This is a genomic window from Chromobacterium sp. FG22, assembly GCF_057809415.1.
Genome location: NZ_JBMDJX010000035.1, coordinates 1 through 15,309 on the forward strand (window position 1 = coordinate 1; position 15,309 = coordinate 15,309).

Annotated in this window: 11 protein-coding genes; 6 read left to right on the forward strand and 5 right to left on the reverse strand. The window is 65.8% G+C overall.

Annotation, left to right across the window (positions count from 1 at the left end):
* Positions 1 to 336: 336 nt before the first annotated feature.
* Both argJ and recQ read right to left on the reverse strand, forming a co-directional pair.
* The gene (gene argJ / locus ACODSD_RS22335; protein WP_486636342.1) at positions 337 to 1,554 is read right to left on the reverse strand and encodes a bifunctional glutamate N-acetyltransferase/amino-acid acetyltransferase ArgJ; all 1,218 of its coding nucleotides are present in this window, start codon (positions 1,552 to 1,554) and stop codon (positions 337 to 339) included.
* 84 nt (positions 1,555 to 1,638) lie between these two features.
* Entirely contained in the window at positions 1,639 to 3,444 is a 1,806-nt protein-coding gene (gene recQ, locus ACODSD_RS22340; RefSeq protein ID WP_488878367.1) for a DNA helicase RecQ, read from the reverse strand.
* 382 nt (positions 3,445 to 3,826) lie between these two features.
* Between recQ and ACODSD_RS22345 the strand changes: the two genes are divergently transcribed.
* The 4 genes from ACODSD_RS22345 to ACODSD_RS22360 all read left to right on the forward strand — a co-directional run bounded on the left by ACODSD_RS22345 (position 3,827) and on the right by ACODSD_RS22360 (position 8,719).
* A complete protein-coding gene (locus ACODSD_RS22345) occupies positions 3,827 to 4,309 on the forward strand; it encodes a surface-adhesin E family protein (RefSeq protein ID WP_235085113.1) in 483 nt (160 codons plus the stop codon).
* 116 nt (positions 4,310 to 4,425) lie between these two features.
* On the forward strand, positions 4,426 to 5,217 hold the full coding sequence (locus ACODSD_RS22350; RefSeq protein WP_107801157.1) for a ParA family protein: 792 nt from the start codon (positions 4,426 to 4,428) through the stop codon (positions 5,215 to 5,217).
* A 45-nt stretch (positions 5,218 to 5,262) separates the two neighbouring features.
* A complete protein-coding gene (locus ACODSD_RS22355) occupies positions 5,263 to 7,851 on the forward strand; it encodes a sensor histidine kinase (RefSeq protein ID WP_488878368.1) in 2,589 nt (862 codons plus the stop codon).
* Entirely contained in the window at positions 7,826 to 8,719 is an 894-nt protein-coding gene (locus ACODSD_RS22360; protein ID WP_107801159.1) for an ATP-binding response regulator, read from the forward strand. The genes ACODSD_RS22355 and ACODSD_RS22360 overlap by 26 nt, the downstream gene beginning before the upstream one ends.
* A gap of 68 nt (positions 8,720 to 8,787) precedes the next feature.
* Here ACODSD_RS22360 and ACODSD_RS22365 read toward each other — a convergent pair whose 3' ends face one another.
* On the reverse strand, positions 8,788 to 11,058 hold the full coding sequence (locus tag ACODSD_RS22365; protein WP_488878369.1) for a DNA internalization-related competence protein ComEC/Rec2: 2,271 nt from the start codon (positions 11,056 to 11,058) through the stop codon (positions 8,788 to 8,790).
* Between the two features lie 320 nt (positions 11,059 to 11,378).
* Here ACODSD_RS22365 and ACODSD_RS22370 point away from each other — a divergent pair, with 320 nt between their 5' ends.
* Together ACODSD_RS22370 and ACODSD_RS22375 are read left to right on the forward strand one after the other, a co-directional pair.
* Positions 11,379 to 11,966 carry a phage tail protein gene (locus ACODSD_RS22370; RefSeq protein WP_048415544.1) on the forward strand — a complete coding sequence of 196 codons (588 nt, stop codon included), beginning with the start codon at positions 11,379 to 11,381 and terminating at the stop codon, positions 11,964 to 11,966.
* Positions 11,967 to 12,046: 80 nt separating this feature from the next.
* On the forward strand, positions 12,047 to 12,379 hold the full coding sequence (locus tag ACODSD_RS22375) for a hypothetical protein (protein ID WP_107801161.1): 333 nt from the start codon (positions 12,047 to 12,049) through the stop codon (positions 12,377 to 12,379).
* Positions 12,380 to 12,463: 84 nt separating this feature from the next.
* Here the strand turns inward: ACODSD_RS22375 and ACODSD_RS22380 are convergent, their stop codons facing one another.
* Both ACODSD_RS22380 and ACODSD_RS22385 read right to left on the reverse strand, forming a co-directional pair.
* Positions 12,464 to 13,000: a GNAT family N-acetyltransferase gene (locus tag ACODSD_RS22380; RefSeq protein WP_107801162.1), complete on the reverse strand. Its 537-nt coding sequence runs from the start codon at positions 12,998 to 13,000 to the stop codon at positions 12,464 to 12,466.
* Between the two features lie 199 nt (positions 13,001 to 13,199).
* The gene (locus ACODSD_RS22385; RefSeq protein ID WP_488878370.1) at positions 13,200 to 15,308 is read right to left on the reverse strand and encodes a site-2 protease family protein; all 2,109 of its coding nucleotides are present in this window, start codon (positions 15,306 to 15,308) and stop codon (positions 13,200 to 13,202) included.
* Position 15,309 lies beyond the last annotated feature (1 nt).

Below are 15,309 nucleotides of genomic sequence, written 5' to 3' on the forward strand. Positions count from 1 at the left end.
CTATCGGTTATTCGTTCTGTTAAAGATCGGTGCAGGTCGCTGCGTTTCGTTTCCGCCGCTGCGTTGTCTGCTGAGGAGGTGAAATATACGTTACAGCCCTCGCTCCGTCAACACCTATTTTGAAAAAAGACGGAGATTTCGCAAACAGCGCCGGCAAGCTTTTGATTTGTAAAGAAGCTGTCATTCCGGGCCGGAACAATTTCTCTCCAACGCTCCGACAAGCCCGCGCGGAGGAAACGCGCAGGATGCGAAAAAGCCCCGATTGACGGGGCTTTTTCTGGGCAGGAGGCCGGCATTCCGGCGAACGGAGCGGCCCAAACGGCTAAAACGCCTTGCTCAGCTGCGGTAGTCCGCATTGATCTTCACATAGTCATAAGAGAAGTCGCAGGTCCAAACCGTGGCTTCCGCCGCGCCGCGCCCCAGGTTTACCCGCACCAGGATTTCCGGCTGGGCCATCACGCGCTGGCCGTCTTCTTCTTTATATAGAGGATTGCGTCCGCCGTTGACGGCGACCAGCACCTCGTCCAGATACAGCTCCAGGCGATCGACGTCCAGGTCCTGCACCCCGGCGTAGCCGATGGCGCACAGCAGGCGCCCCAGGTTTGGGTCGGAAGCGAAGAAAGCGGTTTTCACCAGCGGGGAACGCGCGATGGCGTAAGCGACGTCCTTGCACTCTTCGAAGGAGCGGCCGCCCTCAACTTTGACGGTGATGAACTTGGTGGCGCCCTCGCCGTCGCGGACGATGGCCTGAGCCAGCGCCGTGGCGACTTGAATCAGTTCCGCCTTCAGCGCCTGATAAGCCGCCAGCTGCGGCGAATCGATCAACGGAGCGCCGCTTTGGCCGGTGGAGATCAGAATAAAGCTGTCGTTGGTGGAGGTGTCGCCGTCCACCGAGATGCAATTGAAGGAAACATCGGCCACTTCCTTCACCAGTTGACGCAGCACCGGACGCGTCACGGCGGCGTCGGTGGCGATGAAGCCCAGCATGGTGGCCATATTGGGATGAATCATGCCGGCGCCCTTGGAGATGCCGGTGATGTTGACCGGATGACCGTCCAGCGTCAGGCGGGCGCTGACCGCCTTGGGCGCGGTGTCCGTGGTCATGATGGCGCGGGCGGCGTCGGCCCAGTCCGCGCCTTGCCGATGCGGCAGCGCCGCGGCGATCTTGTCCACCGGCAGCGGTTCCAGGATGACGCCGGTGGAAAAGGGCAGGATCTGTTCCGGCTGGCAGCCCAGTTCGTCGGCCAGCGTGCGGCAGACTTGCAGCGCGTCGCTGCGCCCTTGTTCGCCGGTGCCGGCGTTGGCGTTGCCGGTGTTGACGACCAGCGCGCGGATCTGCACGCCGGCGTCCAGATGCTTTTTGCAGATTTGCACCGGCGCGGCGCAGAAGCGGTTTTGGGTGAACACGCCGGCAACGGTGTTGCCTTTATCCAGACGGATGACCAGCACGTCGTTGCGGTCGGCTTTCTTGATGCCGGCGGCGGCAACGCTCAGTTCCACGCCGGGAATGGGGAAGAGATGTTCGCCGCTGACGGGCTTGAGGTTTACTGCCATCTATCGCTCCAGATCAATCAATATTATTCGCATCGATTGTAGCGGATTTGATCCGCCGGACCGGAAACAAAAACGGCGGCCGGATCAACCCGCTTCGGCCGCCGCCGTGCTCAGCAGTTCAAGCAGCGCTTCGCCGTAGCGCGCCAGCTTGAGTTCGCCCAACCCATACACCTTGGCCAGACCGGCACGGGAGCTGGGATGCTTTTCCACCAAGTCGCGCAGGGTGCGGTCGGAGAACACCGCGTAGGCCGGCACATTGTGTTCGTCCGCCATTTGCCGGCGCCAGCCGCGCAGCGCCTGCCACAGCCGCTCTTCGCGCTCGGTGCGCAGCCAGCGATCGGCGCTGGCGCTGCTGCGCGTCGCCTTATCGTCGGCCAGCGGCCGCAGATAGACTTTTTCCTGGCCTTTGAGCACGGCCCGACATTCGTCGCTCAACACCAGCGACTGACCGCGGGCGATGTCGACATGCAGCAGCTTGCGCGCCACCAGTTGGCGGATGATGGAGCGCCAAACGCGTTGGTTGTAGTCGCGGCCGATGCCGAAGGTGGATAGCTTGTCATGGCCGTAATGACCGACGCTTTGATTGGCGCGGCCCAGCAGCACATCAATCACATGGCCGGCGGAGAAGCGCTGCTCCACCCGGTAGATGCAGGACAGCAGCTTTTGCACCGCCACGGTGGCGTCGAAGGTGATGGGCGGATGCAGACAGTTGTCGCAATGGCCGCAAGGCCGGCTCTGTTCGCTGAAATGCGCCAGGATGTGCTGGCGGCGGCAGGAGGCGGCTTCGCAGAAGGCCAGCATGGCTTCGAGCTTGCCCAGTTCCACCTGCTTTTGCAGCTCGGCCATTTCCCCGCCTTCTATCATTTGCCGCAGTTGCACCACGTCGTTGAGCCCGTAGCACAGCCAGCTGGCGGCGGGCAGGCCGTCGCGGCCGGCGCGGCCGGATTCCTGATAAAAGTTTTCCGGGCTCTTGGGCATGTCGATATGGGCGACGAAGCGCACGTCCGGCTTGTCTATGCCCATGCCGAAGGCGACGGTGGCGACCATGACCACGCCTTCGTCGCGCAGGAATTCGCGCTGGTTCGCCTCGCGCTGCTGATGGCTGAGGCCGGCGTGGTAGGGCAAGGCGTGGATGCCGTTGTCGCACAGCCATTGCGCGGTGTCTTCCACGCGCTTGCGCGACAGGCAGTAAACGATGCCGGCGCTGCCCGGGTATTCGTTGCGGATGAAGTCGAGCAGCTGCTTTTTGGCGTTGTGCTTTTCCACCACTTGGTAGAACAGATTGGGCCGGTCGAAACTGGACAGGAAGACGCGCGCGTCCTGCAGCTTCAGGTAATGGATGATGTCGGCGCGGGTCTGTTCGTCGGCGGTGGCGGTCAGGGCGATGCGCGGCACTTGCGGGAAGCGCTCGGCCAGAAAGCCCAATTGCTGGTATTCCGGGCGGAAATCATGCCCCCAGTGGCTGACGCAATGCGCTTCGTCGATGGCGAACAGGCTGATGTTCAGCTGCGACACGAACTCTTGGAAACGCGGGGTCAGCAGGCGCTCCGGCGCCACGTACAAAAGATCCAGCGAGCCGGCGCGCGCCTGGCGCGCGATGTCGCGCGCCTCGTCCAGCGGGGTGGCGGAATTGAGACAGGCGGCGGCCACGCCCTGCTCCACCAGGGTGGCGACCTGGTCCTGCATCAGCGCGATCAGCGGCGACACCACGATGGCGACGCCCGGCCGCATCAACGCGGGGATCTGAAAGCAGAGGCTCTTGCCGCCGCCGGTGGGCATCAGCACCAGCGCGTGGCCGCCCTGGGCGACGTGATCGACAATCTCCCCTTGCTGCCCGCGGAATTCGGGATAGCCGAAGATATTATTGAGTAGGGAGAGCGCGTCCTGCATAAGCCGTCTTCTTGCGAGAAGGGGCCTATTGTACGGCAAGTGGCCAGCAGCGTCCCGTCTCGGGAGCCACGGGCAAAAAAAGGGCCGCTGGAGTGCAGCGGCCATAAAGTTGGATGGAGACAATGTGAAACGAAGAGGAAAAATGCTCTCGCACTACCATGGACCTGTGGGACACTCGCGAAGTTCCTTTTTTTCCATTTATTTTTGGCGTTTTTTCGCAAAAAAATACTTATATGGCATTGCGGATTTTTTGCGGCGCCGCACTGTCGAAGGCAGCCCGCCACCCGTCTCTAGCCACCGCCGCGCAAGCCGTCCCGCGCGCCGACGCTTGGAGCCTTCCCCCGGCTGTGCGACACTGACCGACGATTTCTTGGAGGCATTAATGCGTAATATTTGGCCCGTCCTGCTGGCGGCCGCAGTGATCAGCGGCTGCGCCAGCGCTCCCAGCAAAGCACCCAGCCCATCGACCGTCGGCAAGCCCGCTCAGTCCGGGGCCAGTCCGGCCAACGCCGATTGGCAAAACCTGGGGGTTTCCCCCAACGGCAACATCCTGAACGAGCTGGACAAGCTGTCTGTCCGCAAGCAGGGCCAGGTGGCCAGCTTTCGCGACCGCAAGACCATCTTCAATCTGAAGAAGGAAAACTTCCTGTCCACGCCGCGTCACAAGGTGTCGATCAATACTTGGCAGATAGACTGTTCGCAGCGCACTTTCCGCCTGCTGGACATGGTGCTGTTCGATGAGAACGGCCGCCAGATCGCCAGCTTCACCTATAATGACGCTCAGATAAAACCTATGCCGGTAGTGCAGAATTCGGCCAGCTATCAACAGATGCTGCTGGTATGCAAGGGAGAACCCGGGTTCTGAGCCCGTTTCGCCCAGCCCGCTCGCTCGCGGCCGCGTCCCGCGGCGCGCCAAAACGCGAGCGGGCGTTTTTTGCGTAGCGGCCCCGCCGCCCAACCGGCCCCATGCCTGGAGCGCCCATGCAAGCGATTCGACGAGTGGTCTTCAATCAAAAAGGGGGGGTGGGCAAGTCCACCATTACCGTCAATCTGGCCGCCGTCGCCGCCAAACAGGGCAAACGGGTCCTGTTGGTGGACCTGGATCCGCAGGGCAACGCCAGCCATTATCTGATGGGTTCCGCCGCCCGGGACGACGCGCCGTCGCTGGCCGGCCTGTTCGAGCAGATGCTGAGCATTTCCATGTTCAGCAAGGAGCCGGCGGACTTTGTCCGCGCCACGCCGCTGACCGGGCTCAGCCTGTTGGCTTCGCACCCGGATCTTGCCGAGCTGATGGGCAAGCTGGAGGCGCGCTACAAGATGTTCAAACTCAAGGAAGCGCTGGACAGCTTGAGCGGCCGGTTCGACGAGATCTGGATCGACACTCCGCCGGCCTTGAACTTCTTCACCCGCTCGGCGCTGATCGCCGCTGACCGCTGCCTGATTCCCTTCGACTGCGATGCCTTTTCCCGCCAGGCCCTCTATAACCTGAAAGTGAACACCGAGGAAATCCGCGCCGACCACAATCCCGAGTTGTTCATCGAAGGCATCGTGGTCAACCAGTTCCAGGCGCGGGCCAGTTTGCCGGTGCGCCTGGTGGAGGAGCTCAAGCAAGAAGGCCTGCCGGTGTTGTCCTCTCCGCTGTCTTCATCCGTGAAAATCCGGGAGTCACACGATGCGGCGCTTCCCATGGTGTACCTGGACCCGCGCCACAAACTGTCTCGCGAGTTCGAAGCGCTTTACCAGGAGCTGGCGCGGGATGGACGGCCGGCCTAGCGTCCCTCTCCCGCTGTCCGCCGGCTCGCGCGGAGGCGGCTCCCCTTGAATCGCCTGAGCTCGCTGCTGGTCAGCGGCCTGCTGAGCGTCGGCCTGCTGTCCGCCGAATACTGGCTGATGATCAACGATGAACGCGCCGAGCTCATCGACCGCCAGCATTACTGGGGCGAATTGAGCGCCGAGTTGCTGCGGGTGCGGATGCAGGCGATGCTGGACCACTCCGCCGTGCTGGCGCAGAGCCTGGCCAACAGCCCTCAGCCGCGTTCATTGGCCGTGCTCGCGCGCAGCACCATACGCGACGATACGCCGTTCGGCGGTCTGGGCATCATCGAATACGTGCGCCCGGAACAGCGCGAGGCGTTCGAGAGCCGCATCGCCAACAGCATACGCATATTACAGGACCGCCATCTGGCGCCCAGCCCGCGCCGCCCGCTGTACTATCCGGTGTCCGGCTACCTGCCGGACGACAGCAACGCCTTGCCGCAAGGTCTGGACCTGGGGGGCGTAGGCAACGCCCGCCGCAAGATGGACCTGGCGCGCCACAGCACCCAGCCGGTGCTGATGCCGACCACGCTGCCCGGCAGCAACGGCAGCCGTCTGGACATCGTCGTGCGGCTGAACGACGACAACACCCTGCTGCTGCTGAATCTGCGCAAGGACAAGCTGATCCAGGACAGCCAGCGCGAACCCGGCACCGCCAGCCCGCTGCGCCATGTCCGCATCGTCGCCTGGACCCAGGAACAACCTGACGCGCCGCTGCTGGACTCCCAGCCCACCCGGCCGCTGCCGTCCACGCCGCCTTTGTACACCATTCGCCACAATCTGGGCGGCAACGAGATCTTGTTCGGCGCCTATCCGCAAGGCGTAGCCAATCCCGGCATGCGGCTGACCCACTGGGCGATCCTGGCCACCACGGCCGGTTTTTTGCTGGCGATGTTCTGGTTCCAGCAACAGCAGGCCCAATCCCGGCGCCGGATGCAGGATCAGCTCAAGCGCAGCCAGCAGCAATTGGAAATGAACACGCGCACGCTGCGCGAGCAGATCAACGACAGAGTGATGTCCGAGCAGGCGCTAGCGCAGAGCGAGGCGCGCCAGCGCGCCATTCTGCAAGCCAGTTCCGACGCCATCATCCTGATCGACCACCAGGGCCTGGTCTTGCAGATCAATCCGGCGGCGGTGCGGCTGATCGGCCAATCGGCGGACATGGTGCGGCAACTGCCGATAGGCAAGCTGCTGGACGAGCTGTACGACCGCAATCCGGCGCGCAGCTTCGAACACATCGCCCAGGAGCACGAGGGCCGGCCGTTCGAGGCCAGCTTGCGCCGCAGCGACGAGCATATGCTGCCGGTGGAGCTGTCGCTCAGCCGGGTCACCTTGCCGGACGACTGGTTCTACGTGGTGGTGTGCCGCGACATCTCCATCCGCAAGGAGCAGGAAGCGGCGCTGATCGAACTGAAAAACAGCCTGGCCGAGCAGGTGGAAGTGCAAAGCCGCCAGCTGTCCGCGCTGCTGGACGCCAGCCCGATGGCGATGGCCTACATCGTGGACCGCAATCTGCTCCAGGTGAACCGCGCCTTTCTCGATCTGTTCGAGCAGCGCGAGGAAGTCGTCCTCGGCCACAGCACCCTGCCCTTCTTTGAATCGCCTGAGCAATGGGAGCGCACCGGCAAGGCGCTGTACAGCCTGCTCAACGACGGCAAGGTGGTGCAGACCGAGCAAAGGCTGCGCACCGGCACCGGCAAGCTGTTCTGGTGCCGGCTGTACGGCAAGGCCATCAACCCCTCGGTGCCCAAGCTCGGCACCATCTGGCTGTATCAGGACTTTTCCGCCCAGCGCGCACTGGAGGAAACCCTGCGCCACGCCAAGGTGCTGGCCGAGGAAAACAGCCGCGCCAAGACGGAGTTCCTGGCCAATATGTCCCACGAGCTGCGCACGCCGCTGCACGCCATCCTGGGCTTCACCGAAATGGGCCAGGCCCGCTCGCGCGGGCAGCACGACGACAAGATGGCGCAATACTTCAGCCGCATCCAGAGCAGCGGCAACCGGCTGCTGACCCTGCTCAACGATTTGCTCGACCTGGCCAAGATGGAAGTGGGCCGCATGGAATACACCATAAGCCGCAACAATCTGTGCCAATGCCTGCACGACATCTGCGACGAAATGACGCCGCTGGCCGCGCTCAACGACATCCGCATCTATCTGAACTGCTCGTCGGAGCAACTGCACGCCGACATCGACCCCTTCCGCATCGGCCAAGTGATGCGCAACCTGCTGTCCAACGCCATCAAGTTCAGCCCGCACGGCGGCGAGATCTACGTCAACGCCGGCCTGCGCCAGGACGCCGACGGCGAGAACATCCTCGTCACCGTGGAAGACACCGGCCCCGGCGTGCCGGAGTCCGAACTGGAAAGCATTTTCGACAAATTCATCCAGAGCAGCAGCACCAAGACCGGCGCAGGCGGCACCGGCCTGGGGCTGGCCATTTGCCGCGAGATCATCTCCGCCCACCATGGCCGCATCTTCGCCAGCAATTTGCCGACACGCGGCGCGCTGTTCACTTTCATCATTCCGCGCACCGGACAGGCCGGCGCCACGGAGGACCCCAACCATGCCCCACAAACTACTGCTCGTTGACGACGAACCCTTCAATCTGGAGCTGATGGCCGAGCTGCTGCAGGACGCCGGCCACGAAGTGGTCCAGGCCGAGGACGGAGAGACCGCGCTGGACATCCTGCAGCGAGAAGGCGAAACCTTCTCCACCGTGCTGCTGGACAAGATGATGCCCGGCATCAGCGGCTTCGACGTGCTCAAGCGCATCAAGAGCGAGCCGCGGCTGGAGTTTTTGCCGGTCATCATGCAAACCGCCATGGGCGCGGCCTCCAGCGTGCAGGAAGGGCTGGCGGCCGGCGCCTTCTACTATCTGACCAAGCCGTTTTCCCGCGACATGCTGCTGGCCATCGTCGAGGCGGCAATAGGCCACTGGGACCGCTACGCCCACTTCCGCGAACTGGCCAATCTTCACGTCGACGCCCTGCGCCACCTGAACAAGGCCACCTTCAGCTGCCGCAGCCACAAGGAGGCCCAGACCGTCACCGCCCTGCTGGCCAAAACCTGCGCCCATCCGGAGCGGGTGGCCACCGGCCTATTCGAGCTGCTGGTCAACGCCATCGAGCACGGCAATCTGGACATCAGCTTCGACGAGAAAAGCCACTATATGGCCGAAGGCCAGTGGGAGGCCGAGCTGGCCCGCCGCATGCAAGACCCGGTGCTGGGACAGCGCCAGATCAGCGTGGACTTCAGCCGCGAACCGGAACAGATGCGCTTCACCATCAGCGATATGGGCGCGGGCTTCGACTGGGAGCATTACCAAAACGCCGAGCCCGCCTCGCTGATGTCCAGTCATGGGCGCGGCATCCTGATCGCGCGCAAGCTGTCCTTCGACGGCCTGCACTACCAGGGCCGGGGCAATATCGTGGTCGCCCACGTCAACAGCGGAGAATAAGACGCGGTTCAAGGCCCCGCTGAGGCGGAGCGGCCGCGGCGTTCGCGCCCGAGCCGGCCCGCCCGGGCTCACGGCGGCTCGCCGCAATCGCCGCGCTCGCGCCAGTAACGGCGCTGACTGTCGCGCCAACAGCTCCACTCCACCCCTTCGCCGAACTCCAGCGTCAAGGCGCCGTCCAGATCCGTGCGCAGCACCGCGGCGCCGGCCTCCTCCGCCCGCCTCAGCACGGACGGATGCGGATGGCGATAACGGTTCAGATAGCCGGCGCTGATCAACACCACCTCCGGCCGCGCCGCCGCCAGCCAGGCCGCCCCGGTGGCGGTGCGGCTGCCATGATGGCCGGCGGCCAGCACCGTACTGCGCAAGCGCAGGTCCAACCGGCCCGCCAGCACCCGCTCCGCCGCCTCAGGCGCATCGCCGCTCAAGAGCAGCGCATGGCTCGCGCCCGCCACCCGCAAGATGCAGCTGCGCGCATTGGCGTCCTTGGCCGGAACGCTTTCCGGCGGCCCCAGCACGTCAAAACGCACCCCGTCCCACGCCCAGCTCTGTCCCGGACGGCAGCCTTCGCCGCTCAAGCCCAACTCGGACAAGGATTCCGGCTGCCCCGCCCATACCCGGCCCGGCGGCATGGCGGCGGCCAGCTCCGCCGCCGCGCCGTCGTGATCGCTGTGGCGATGCGACAGCATCAGGCCGTCCAGCCTCCTCACCCCCAGGCCGCGCAGCTGCGGCAACACCACTCTCTCGGCCCCGCCTGGGCCGGTGTCGAACAACAGGGCGCGACTCCGGGTCTGCACCAGCACCGACAGGCCCTGGCCCACGTCCAGCATGGTGGCGCGGAACGCGCCCTCAGCCGGCGGCGGGGGCCGGTAGAGCAACATCGGCAGCAGCATCAAGGCCGCCAGTCCCCGGCCGGGCACGCCGCGCGGCGCGATCAGCCACGCCGAGCCCAGCAAGGCCAGCAAGAACAACGGCAAGGGCGTTCCGGCCAAGGGCAGGACCGGCGCTTGCGCCAGCCTCTCCACGCCCCAGTAAAAGCCGCGCGCCAGCCAGGCCGCCCCATGCAGCGGCCACTCCAGCGGCAGCAAGACGGCGGCCAGGGCCAGCGGCGTCAGCAGCAGCGACACATAGGGAATACCCAGCGCGTTGGCCAGCGGCGACACCAGCGGAATGCCGCCGAACCACCAGACCAGCGGCGCCAGCGTGCACACGCCCGCCGCCCACTGCCCGGCCAAGGCGGCCCGCCACTTGCCCGGCGCGCGGCGTCTGGCGATGGCGCTGGCCATCAAGGCCGCCACCAGGCCGAAGGACAGCCAGACCCCGGGCGCCAGCACGCAGAAAGGATCGATCAGCAACACCGCCGCCAGGGCCAGCCACCAAATGCGGAACGGCGACAGGCCGCGCCGCAGGCATAAGGCGGCCAGCCCCACGCCCAGCATGAACAAGGTGCGTTGGGTCGGCACCGAAAAACCGGCGAGCAAGGCATAGGCCGCCGCCGTCAGAAAAGCCCCGCCGGCGATCAGCAAACGCGGCGGAAGACCGAAGGCCGGCAGCCTGCGCGCCAGCCAGGCCAGCGCCGCCGCGGCCAGGCCCGCCAGCATGGTGATGTGCAGGCCGGAGATCGAGATCAGATGCGTCAGGCCGGTGGCGGCGAACAGCCGCCAATCCTCCCGCGCCACGCCTTGCTGCGCACCCACCGTCAACGCGGCGATCAGCGCCGCTTCGCGCGACTCGCCCAGCACCCGCTCGATGCGCGCCACCAGGGCGGCGCGCGCGCGGTCCACCCAGGCCAGCGGCGCGCGGCCGTCCTCCAAGCGACGCTCGCCCGCGCCCAGCGAGCCGCTGGCCAGCACGCCTTCCGACCATTGCCATTGCTCGACGTCGAAACCGAAGGGATTGGCCGGCCCGCGGCTGCGCTTGAAACGGGCCTCGGCCCGCCAGCGGCTGCCCGTCGGCCACTCCCGCCGGCGAAAATCCGTCAGCCTCACCGTTGGCGGCAAGTCCACGCCCGGCGTCAGCGTGCGCTCCACCTCCATGGTCAGGCGCGTCCCGTACTCGCCGGGCTGCGGCAGGCCCCGCACCTCGCCAACGAAGACGATGGGCCGTTGCTGCCAATCGGCCGGCAATTGCTGCGCCATTCGGCTGTCGGCGCGCCAGGAGGCGTAGCCCAGCCCCAGTAGAAAAGCCGGCGCCAGGGCCGCCCAAGGCCGAGCGCGCGACGGCAGACAGGCGGCCAGCGCCGCCGCGCCCGCTGCCAGGCCCAGGCAAGCCGTCGCGGCGGGCAAGTCCGGCAAGACGGCGCACGCGGCGATGCCGCACAACACAGCGATCAAGACAGGCATGCCGGCATCTTAGGCGGCGATGCCGCGGCACCGCAATCTATTAAATACATTCACTAAAGCGCAGCGAATAGATCATGCCGATCGTATTTTTTATGATCTCGGAACGCACCCATAGCAGATGAAACGGGAAAAAATAACAAGTACAAATGCGTATTGCATTAACGAAGCGCTGGACTACACCTAGGACAAGCGCTTTCGAAACCCCCGGCCGCCGCGACGCCTCGCCAGGTCCAGGCGGCGCCCAAGCGCGGCAGCCTGCCTCTCTTTCACATGACTTTCCATCTGGCAGCCGCCAGACGGTTCACTCGCAGGAGGAATACATGGACGCATACATGGGCACCATCACGGTCTACGGCTTCAATTACGCGCCGCAAGACTGGGCGCTGTGCCAGGGCCAGACCTATCAGGTATCGCAGTACGAAGCCTTGTACTCGCTGCTGGGCACGCTCTACGGCGGCACCGCGTCTCAAAACTTCAAGCTGCCCAACCTGACCGGCCGCATGGCCATCGGCACCGGCCCCGCGCAGCCCGCCTATAATCTGCCGGCCTACAACCCCGGACAGTTCGGCGGCACCCAGAACGTGGCGCTCAGCGTGGCCAACCTGCCGGCGCACTCCCATACCGCCACGTCCATGGCGGTGACCTTCCACGCCGCCGGCACGCCGACGCCGGCCACCCCGGCCAGCGCGCCCAGCTCCAGCAACCCCTATCTGGGCGCTTCCGGCGCCGGCACCGGCCTCGCCACCATCTGGTCCACCGCGCTGAACAACCCCGTGTCGGTGCAAGGCCTGTCCGCCACCGGCAATACCGATCTGACCGGCGGCAACGCTCCGGTCAGCGTGCTCAACCCCTTCCTGGCGCTGAATTTCTGTATCGCTATCAACGGTCTGTATCCGGTTCGTCCATAATCACAATACGCGGCCTACCGCCGCTTCCGGCCGCCTCTCCGCCGCAGGGGCGGCGGCCGTTGCCTTCAGGGGATATCGCCATGCTCGCCACCGTTCAAGCCGAAGACTTCATGCATCTGCTCGGCAAGCACTGCATCTTCCGCAACCCGCAACATCCCGATATCGCGCTGCAAGTGCAGGCCGTCAAGCTGCGGCCGCAGGCGCAATCGCCGCATCAGACCGCGCGGCGCACCCCCTTCGTGGTGGAATTGGCCGCCGAGGGCGCCACCGAGCTGGCGGACGCGGTGGGCCAGCTGGAGCTGCCCGCCACCGAGCACAGCGACGCCATCCGGCTGGATCTGGTGTGGATAGGGCGGGTGATTCCCGCTGGACGCGATCCGGCGCTGGCCTACTTCCAGCTGCCGTTCAATTGAGCCGGCCCGCCGACAGCCCGTGGGCGGCCGGCGGACGGATAAAAAGGACGAAGACTCCGGCCGGGCGGCGCGCCCGGCGAAATATTACAAACCCGCCCGCGCCTCGCCCTGCGGCGAATGACGCTCGGGCCGCCACACCAGCTTGTCCGCCATGTCGCCGGCCTCTTCCAGCACGAATCCCAATTGGTGATAAAGCCGGCGCGCCTGCACATTGCTGTGCCACACCACCACCGCCAGCGGCGCGCGCACTTGCCAGGCCGCCTGCTGCAAGCCCATCAGCACCTCCTTGCCGTAACCCAGGCCGCGCGCTTCCGGCACCATGGCCAGAAAGATGATGCGCACCTCGTTATGGCCGAAGTCCACCATCACCACGCCGACGTTGGCCCCGGTTTTCTCGATGACGAAGTGCATCGCGTCCGGGTAGTTGTCGCCTGCGCCGCGTTGCAGCACCTGGTATTGCTGCTCCTGCACGGTGCGGATCAGTTCCTCCTCGCCGTCTATCAATTGCAGGTCCGGGCGGGCGCTGCGGTAGAGGCCGGCGATGAAGGCCTCGTCGTGATGTCGCGCCGGGCGCAGATGCAGGCCTTCGGCCAGCGAGGACGTGTTCAAGAATGAGGACATGGCGAACGGCTCCTTTCCAAAACCTGTTATGGGGCGCGCCGGCGGCGCGCCCGTTTCGTTCTACGCGCATGCGCGCGCAAGGTCTTGCGAATCAGGCGAAACCCAGTCTTAAGGCCTGTTCAGTCTACGCCGAAGGCATGAGCTTTCCAGGCGTCTCCAGACCGTTTGCTATCCGCCCCCAGCGGATCGCGAACAGCGTCTACAGTCCGGCCTCTCGACGGAACACCGCCAACAACTGACGCCACCCGCGCTCCAGCAAGCTGTAGCGCTCCCCCCGCAAGCGCGCCACGCCGGCCAGCTCACGCAGCGGCGCCGCGCCTCGCTCGCAACGCTCCAGCCGCACGCGGAAAGTGGCGGCCAAGGGCACCAGGCCGCGGTCGCGCTGTTCGGTGGGAATGGGGCCGCCGTAGGTGGAGGCCAACAAGGCCTGATCCAGCAGCGGCAGATTAAGCCGGTCGATCTGGCCCAGCCGGCATTCCACGCTCCAGAACTCTCCGCCGTCGGCGACGAAGCGGGCGACATGGCCGGGCTTGAGTCCGCTCAGCGCGGCCTCGTCGACAAAGGCTTCGCCCTTGACCCCGTCCGGCCCCACCACGTCCAGCAGATGCTCGCCCTCGGCCAGCGCGGTGCCGGCGCGCAGCGCGTCGCTGAGGTCCACCACGCGGCCGGCGAACGGCGCGGCGAGCGTGAGCCTGGCCATCTGCTGACGCAAGGCGGCCACCTGTTCCTGCGCCACCTGCCATTGCTTGCGCAAGGCTGGTCCGCGCTGTTGCAGCTCCAGATCGAACGGTTGCTGCGCGGTCTGCCAGGCCAGGTCGCGCTCGCGGGCGTCCGCCAGCGCCAGCTGCGCCTCCAGCATCGGCGAGCTGAGCCTGGCCATGATCTGCCCCGCCTTGACCAGCTGGCCGTCGCGCACCAGAACTTCCGCCACCTCGCCCGTCGCCGGCGCGTACAAGCCCTGCGACTGCAAAGCGCCCAACACCGCCGGGCTGGCCACTTCGCGCTGCCACGGCAGAATCAGCGCCAAACTCAGGATCAGCAGCGCCGCGGCGCTGCGGCGGGTTTCGCGGCCCCAGCGCAGATCCGCGCGGCGCTGCCACCACACCATCAGTTCGCCAACCACGGGGCGGGCGATGAACCAGCCCAGCTCCACCGCCAGCAACAGAATGCCCAGGGCCTTGAAGAACAAGTGGTAGACCAGGAAGGCGATGGAAAGAAACAGCACCAGCCGATACAGCCAGGTGGCCCAGGCGAACAGGATCAGCCCGCGCCGCCGCGCGTCCGGGAAATGTTCCGGCACCGGATCGTCCAGGCCCAGCAGCGTTTTGCGCAGCCGCCAGCGCGCCAGCGCGAAGGCGCGATTGTGCAGATTGGGCAGGCCCAGGTAGTCCGCCAGCAGGAAATAGCCGTCAAAGCGCATGAAGGGGCTGGCATTGATCGCCAGCGTCGCCAGCCAGGTGGTGGTGGCCAGCAGAAAAACCCCGGCGCGCAGCGGCCCGTCCGGCAAAAAACTCCACAACAAGGTGGCCCAGGCGGCCAGCACCAGTTCCGCCAGCATGCCGGCGCCGCCGATCAGCAGCCGCTGGCGGCGCGAATCCAGCTTCCAGGCGTCGTTGGTGTCGGTGTAGAGCACCGGCATCATCACCAGAAAGGCCACCCCCATCGCCGGCACCCGGCAACCGAAATGGCGCGCGGTCAGCGCATGGCCCATCTCGTGCAGGATTTTGGCCAGACTCAGCGACAGGCCGATGCCGATGGCGGCGCTGACGCCGCCGTAAGCGGAGAAGGTGTGGGTGAACTCGTCCCAGCGCCGCGACACCAGCGCCAGCGCCAGCAGCAGCACCGCGCCCATCGCCAGCCAGAAGCGCGGATGGAACAGCCAGCCGGTCCACGGCAGCAGGCGATTGAGCAGGGCTTCCGGCCGCAGCAGCGGCACCCGGAAAAACAGATAGTTTTTCAACAGCCACATCGCGCGGCTAGGCCGGTTGGCCTCGCGCAGCTGCCACAGCCAGCCGTTCTGCTCGGCGCTGGCGGCCTGCAGCAGTTGATGGCGGGACAGGAAGAGCAGCACGGCCTCGATATCCTCGGCGCCCAACTGCAGCGTGGTTTCGGCGTTGACGGCTTGCAGCACCGCTTCGGCGGTGCCCAGCGACCAGCGCGACAGGATTTCGAAACTGGCCCAGCCCAGTTGATAGAAGCGGTGGGCGCAGGGGTCGTGCAGGGTCCAACTGGGCGCGCCGTCGGCCAGCGCCGGGCCGGGATGCAGCGTCAGTTCCTGACGCAGCGCGGGCAAGGCGGGGGATCTCATG

What these genes read in the sequence shown, in the direction of transcription:
- ACODSD_RS22360 (WP_107801159.1), top strand. Translation starts at nt 7,826, where the DNA reads ATGCCCCACAAACTACTGCTCGTTGACGACGAACCCTTCAATCTGGAG.
- ACODSD_RS22380 (WP_107801162.1), bottom strand. Translation starts at nt 13,000, where the DNA reads ATGTCCTCATTCTTGAACACGTCCTCGCTGGCCGAAGGCCTGCATCTG.
- ACODSD_RS22345 (WP_235085113.1), top strand. Translation starts at nt 3,827, where the DNA reads ATGCGTAATATTTGGCCCGTCCTGCTGGCGGCCGCAGTGATCAGCGGC.
- ACODSD_RS22350 (WP_107801157.1), top strand. Translation starts at nt 4,426, where the DNA reads ATGCAAGCGATTCGACGAGTGGTCTTCAATCAAAAAGGGGGGGTGGGC.
- ACODSD_RS22375 (WP_107801161.1), top strand. Translation starts at nt 12,047, where the DNA reads ATGCTCGCCACCGTTCAAGCCGAAGACTTCATGCATCTGCTCGGCAAG.
- argJ (WP_486636342.1), bottom strand. Translation starts at nt 1,554, where the DNA reads ATGGCAGTAAACCTCAAGCCCGTCAGCGGCGAACATCTCTTCCCCATT.
- ACODSD_RS22370 (WP_048415544.1), top strand. Translation starts at nt 11,379, where the DNA reads ATGGACGCATACATGGGCACCATCACGGTCTACGGCTTCAATTACGCG.
- ACODSD_RS22385 (WP_488878370.1), bottom strand. Translation starts at nt 15,308, where the DNA reads ATGAGATCCCCCGCCTTGCCCGCGCTGCGTCAGGAACTGACGCTGCAT.
- recQ (WP_488878367.1), bottom strand. Translation starts at nt 3,444, where the DNA reads ATGCAGGACGCGCTCTCCCTACTCAATAATATCTTCGGCTATCCCGAA.
- ACODSD_RS22365 (WP_488878369.1), bottom strand. Translation starts at nt 11,058, where the DNA reads ATGCCTGTCTTGATCGCTGTGTTGTGCGGCATCGCCGCGTGCGCCGTC.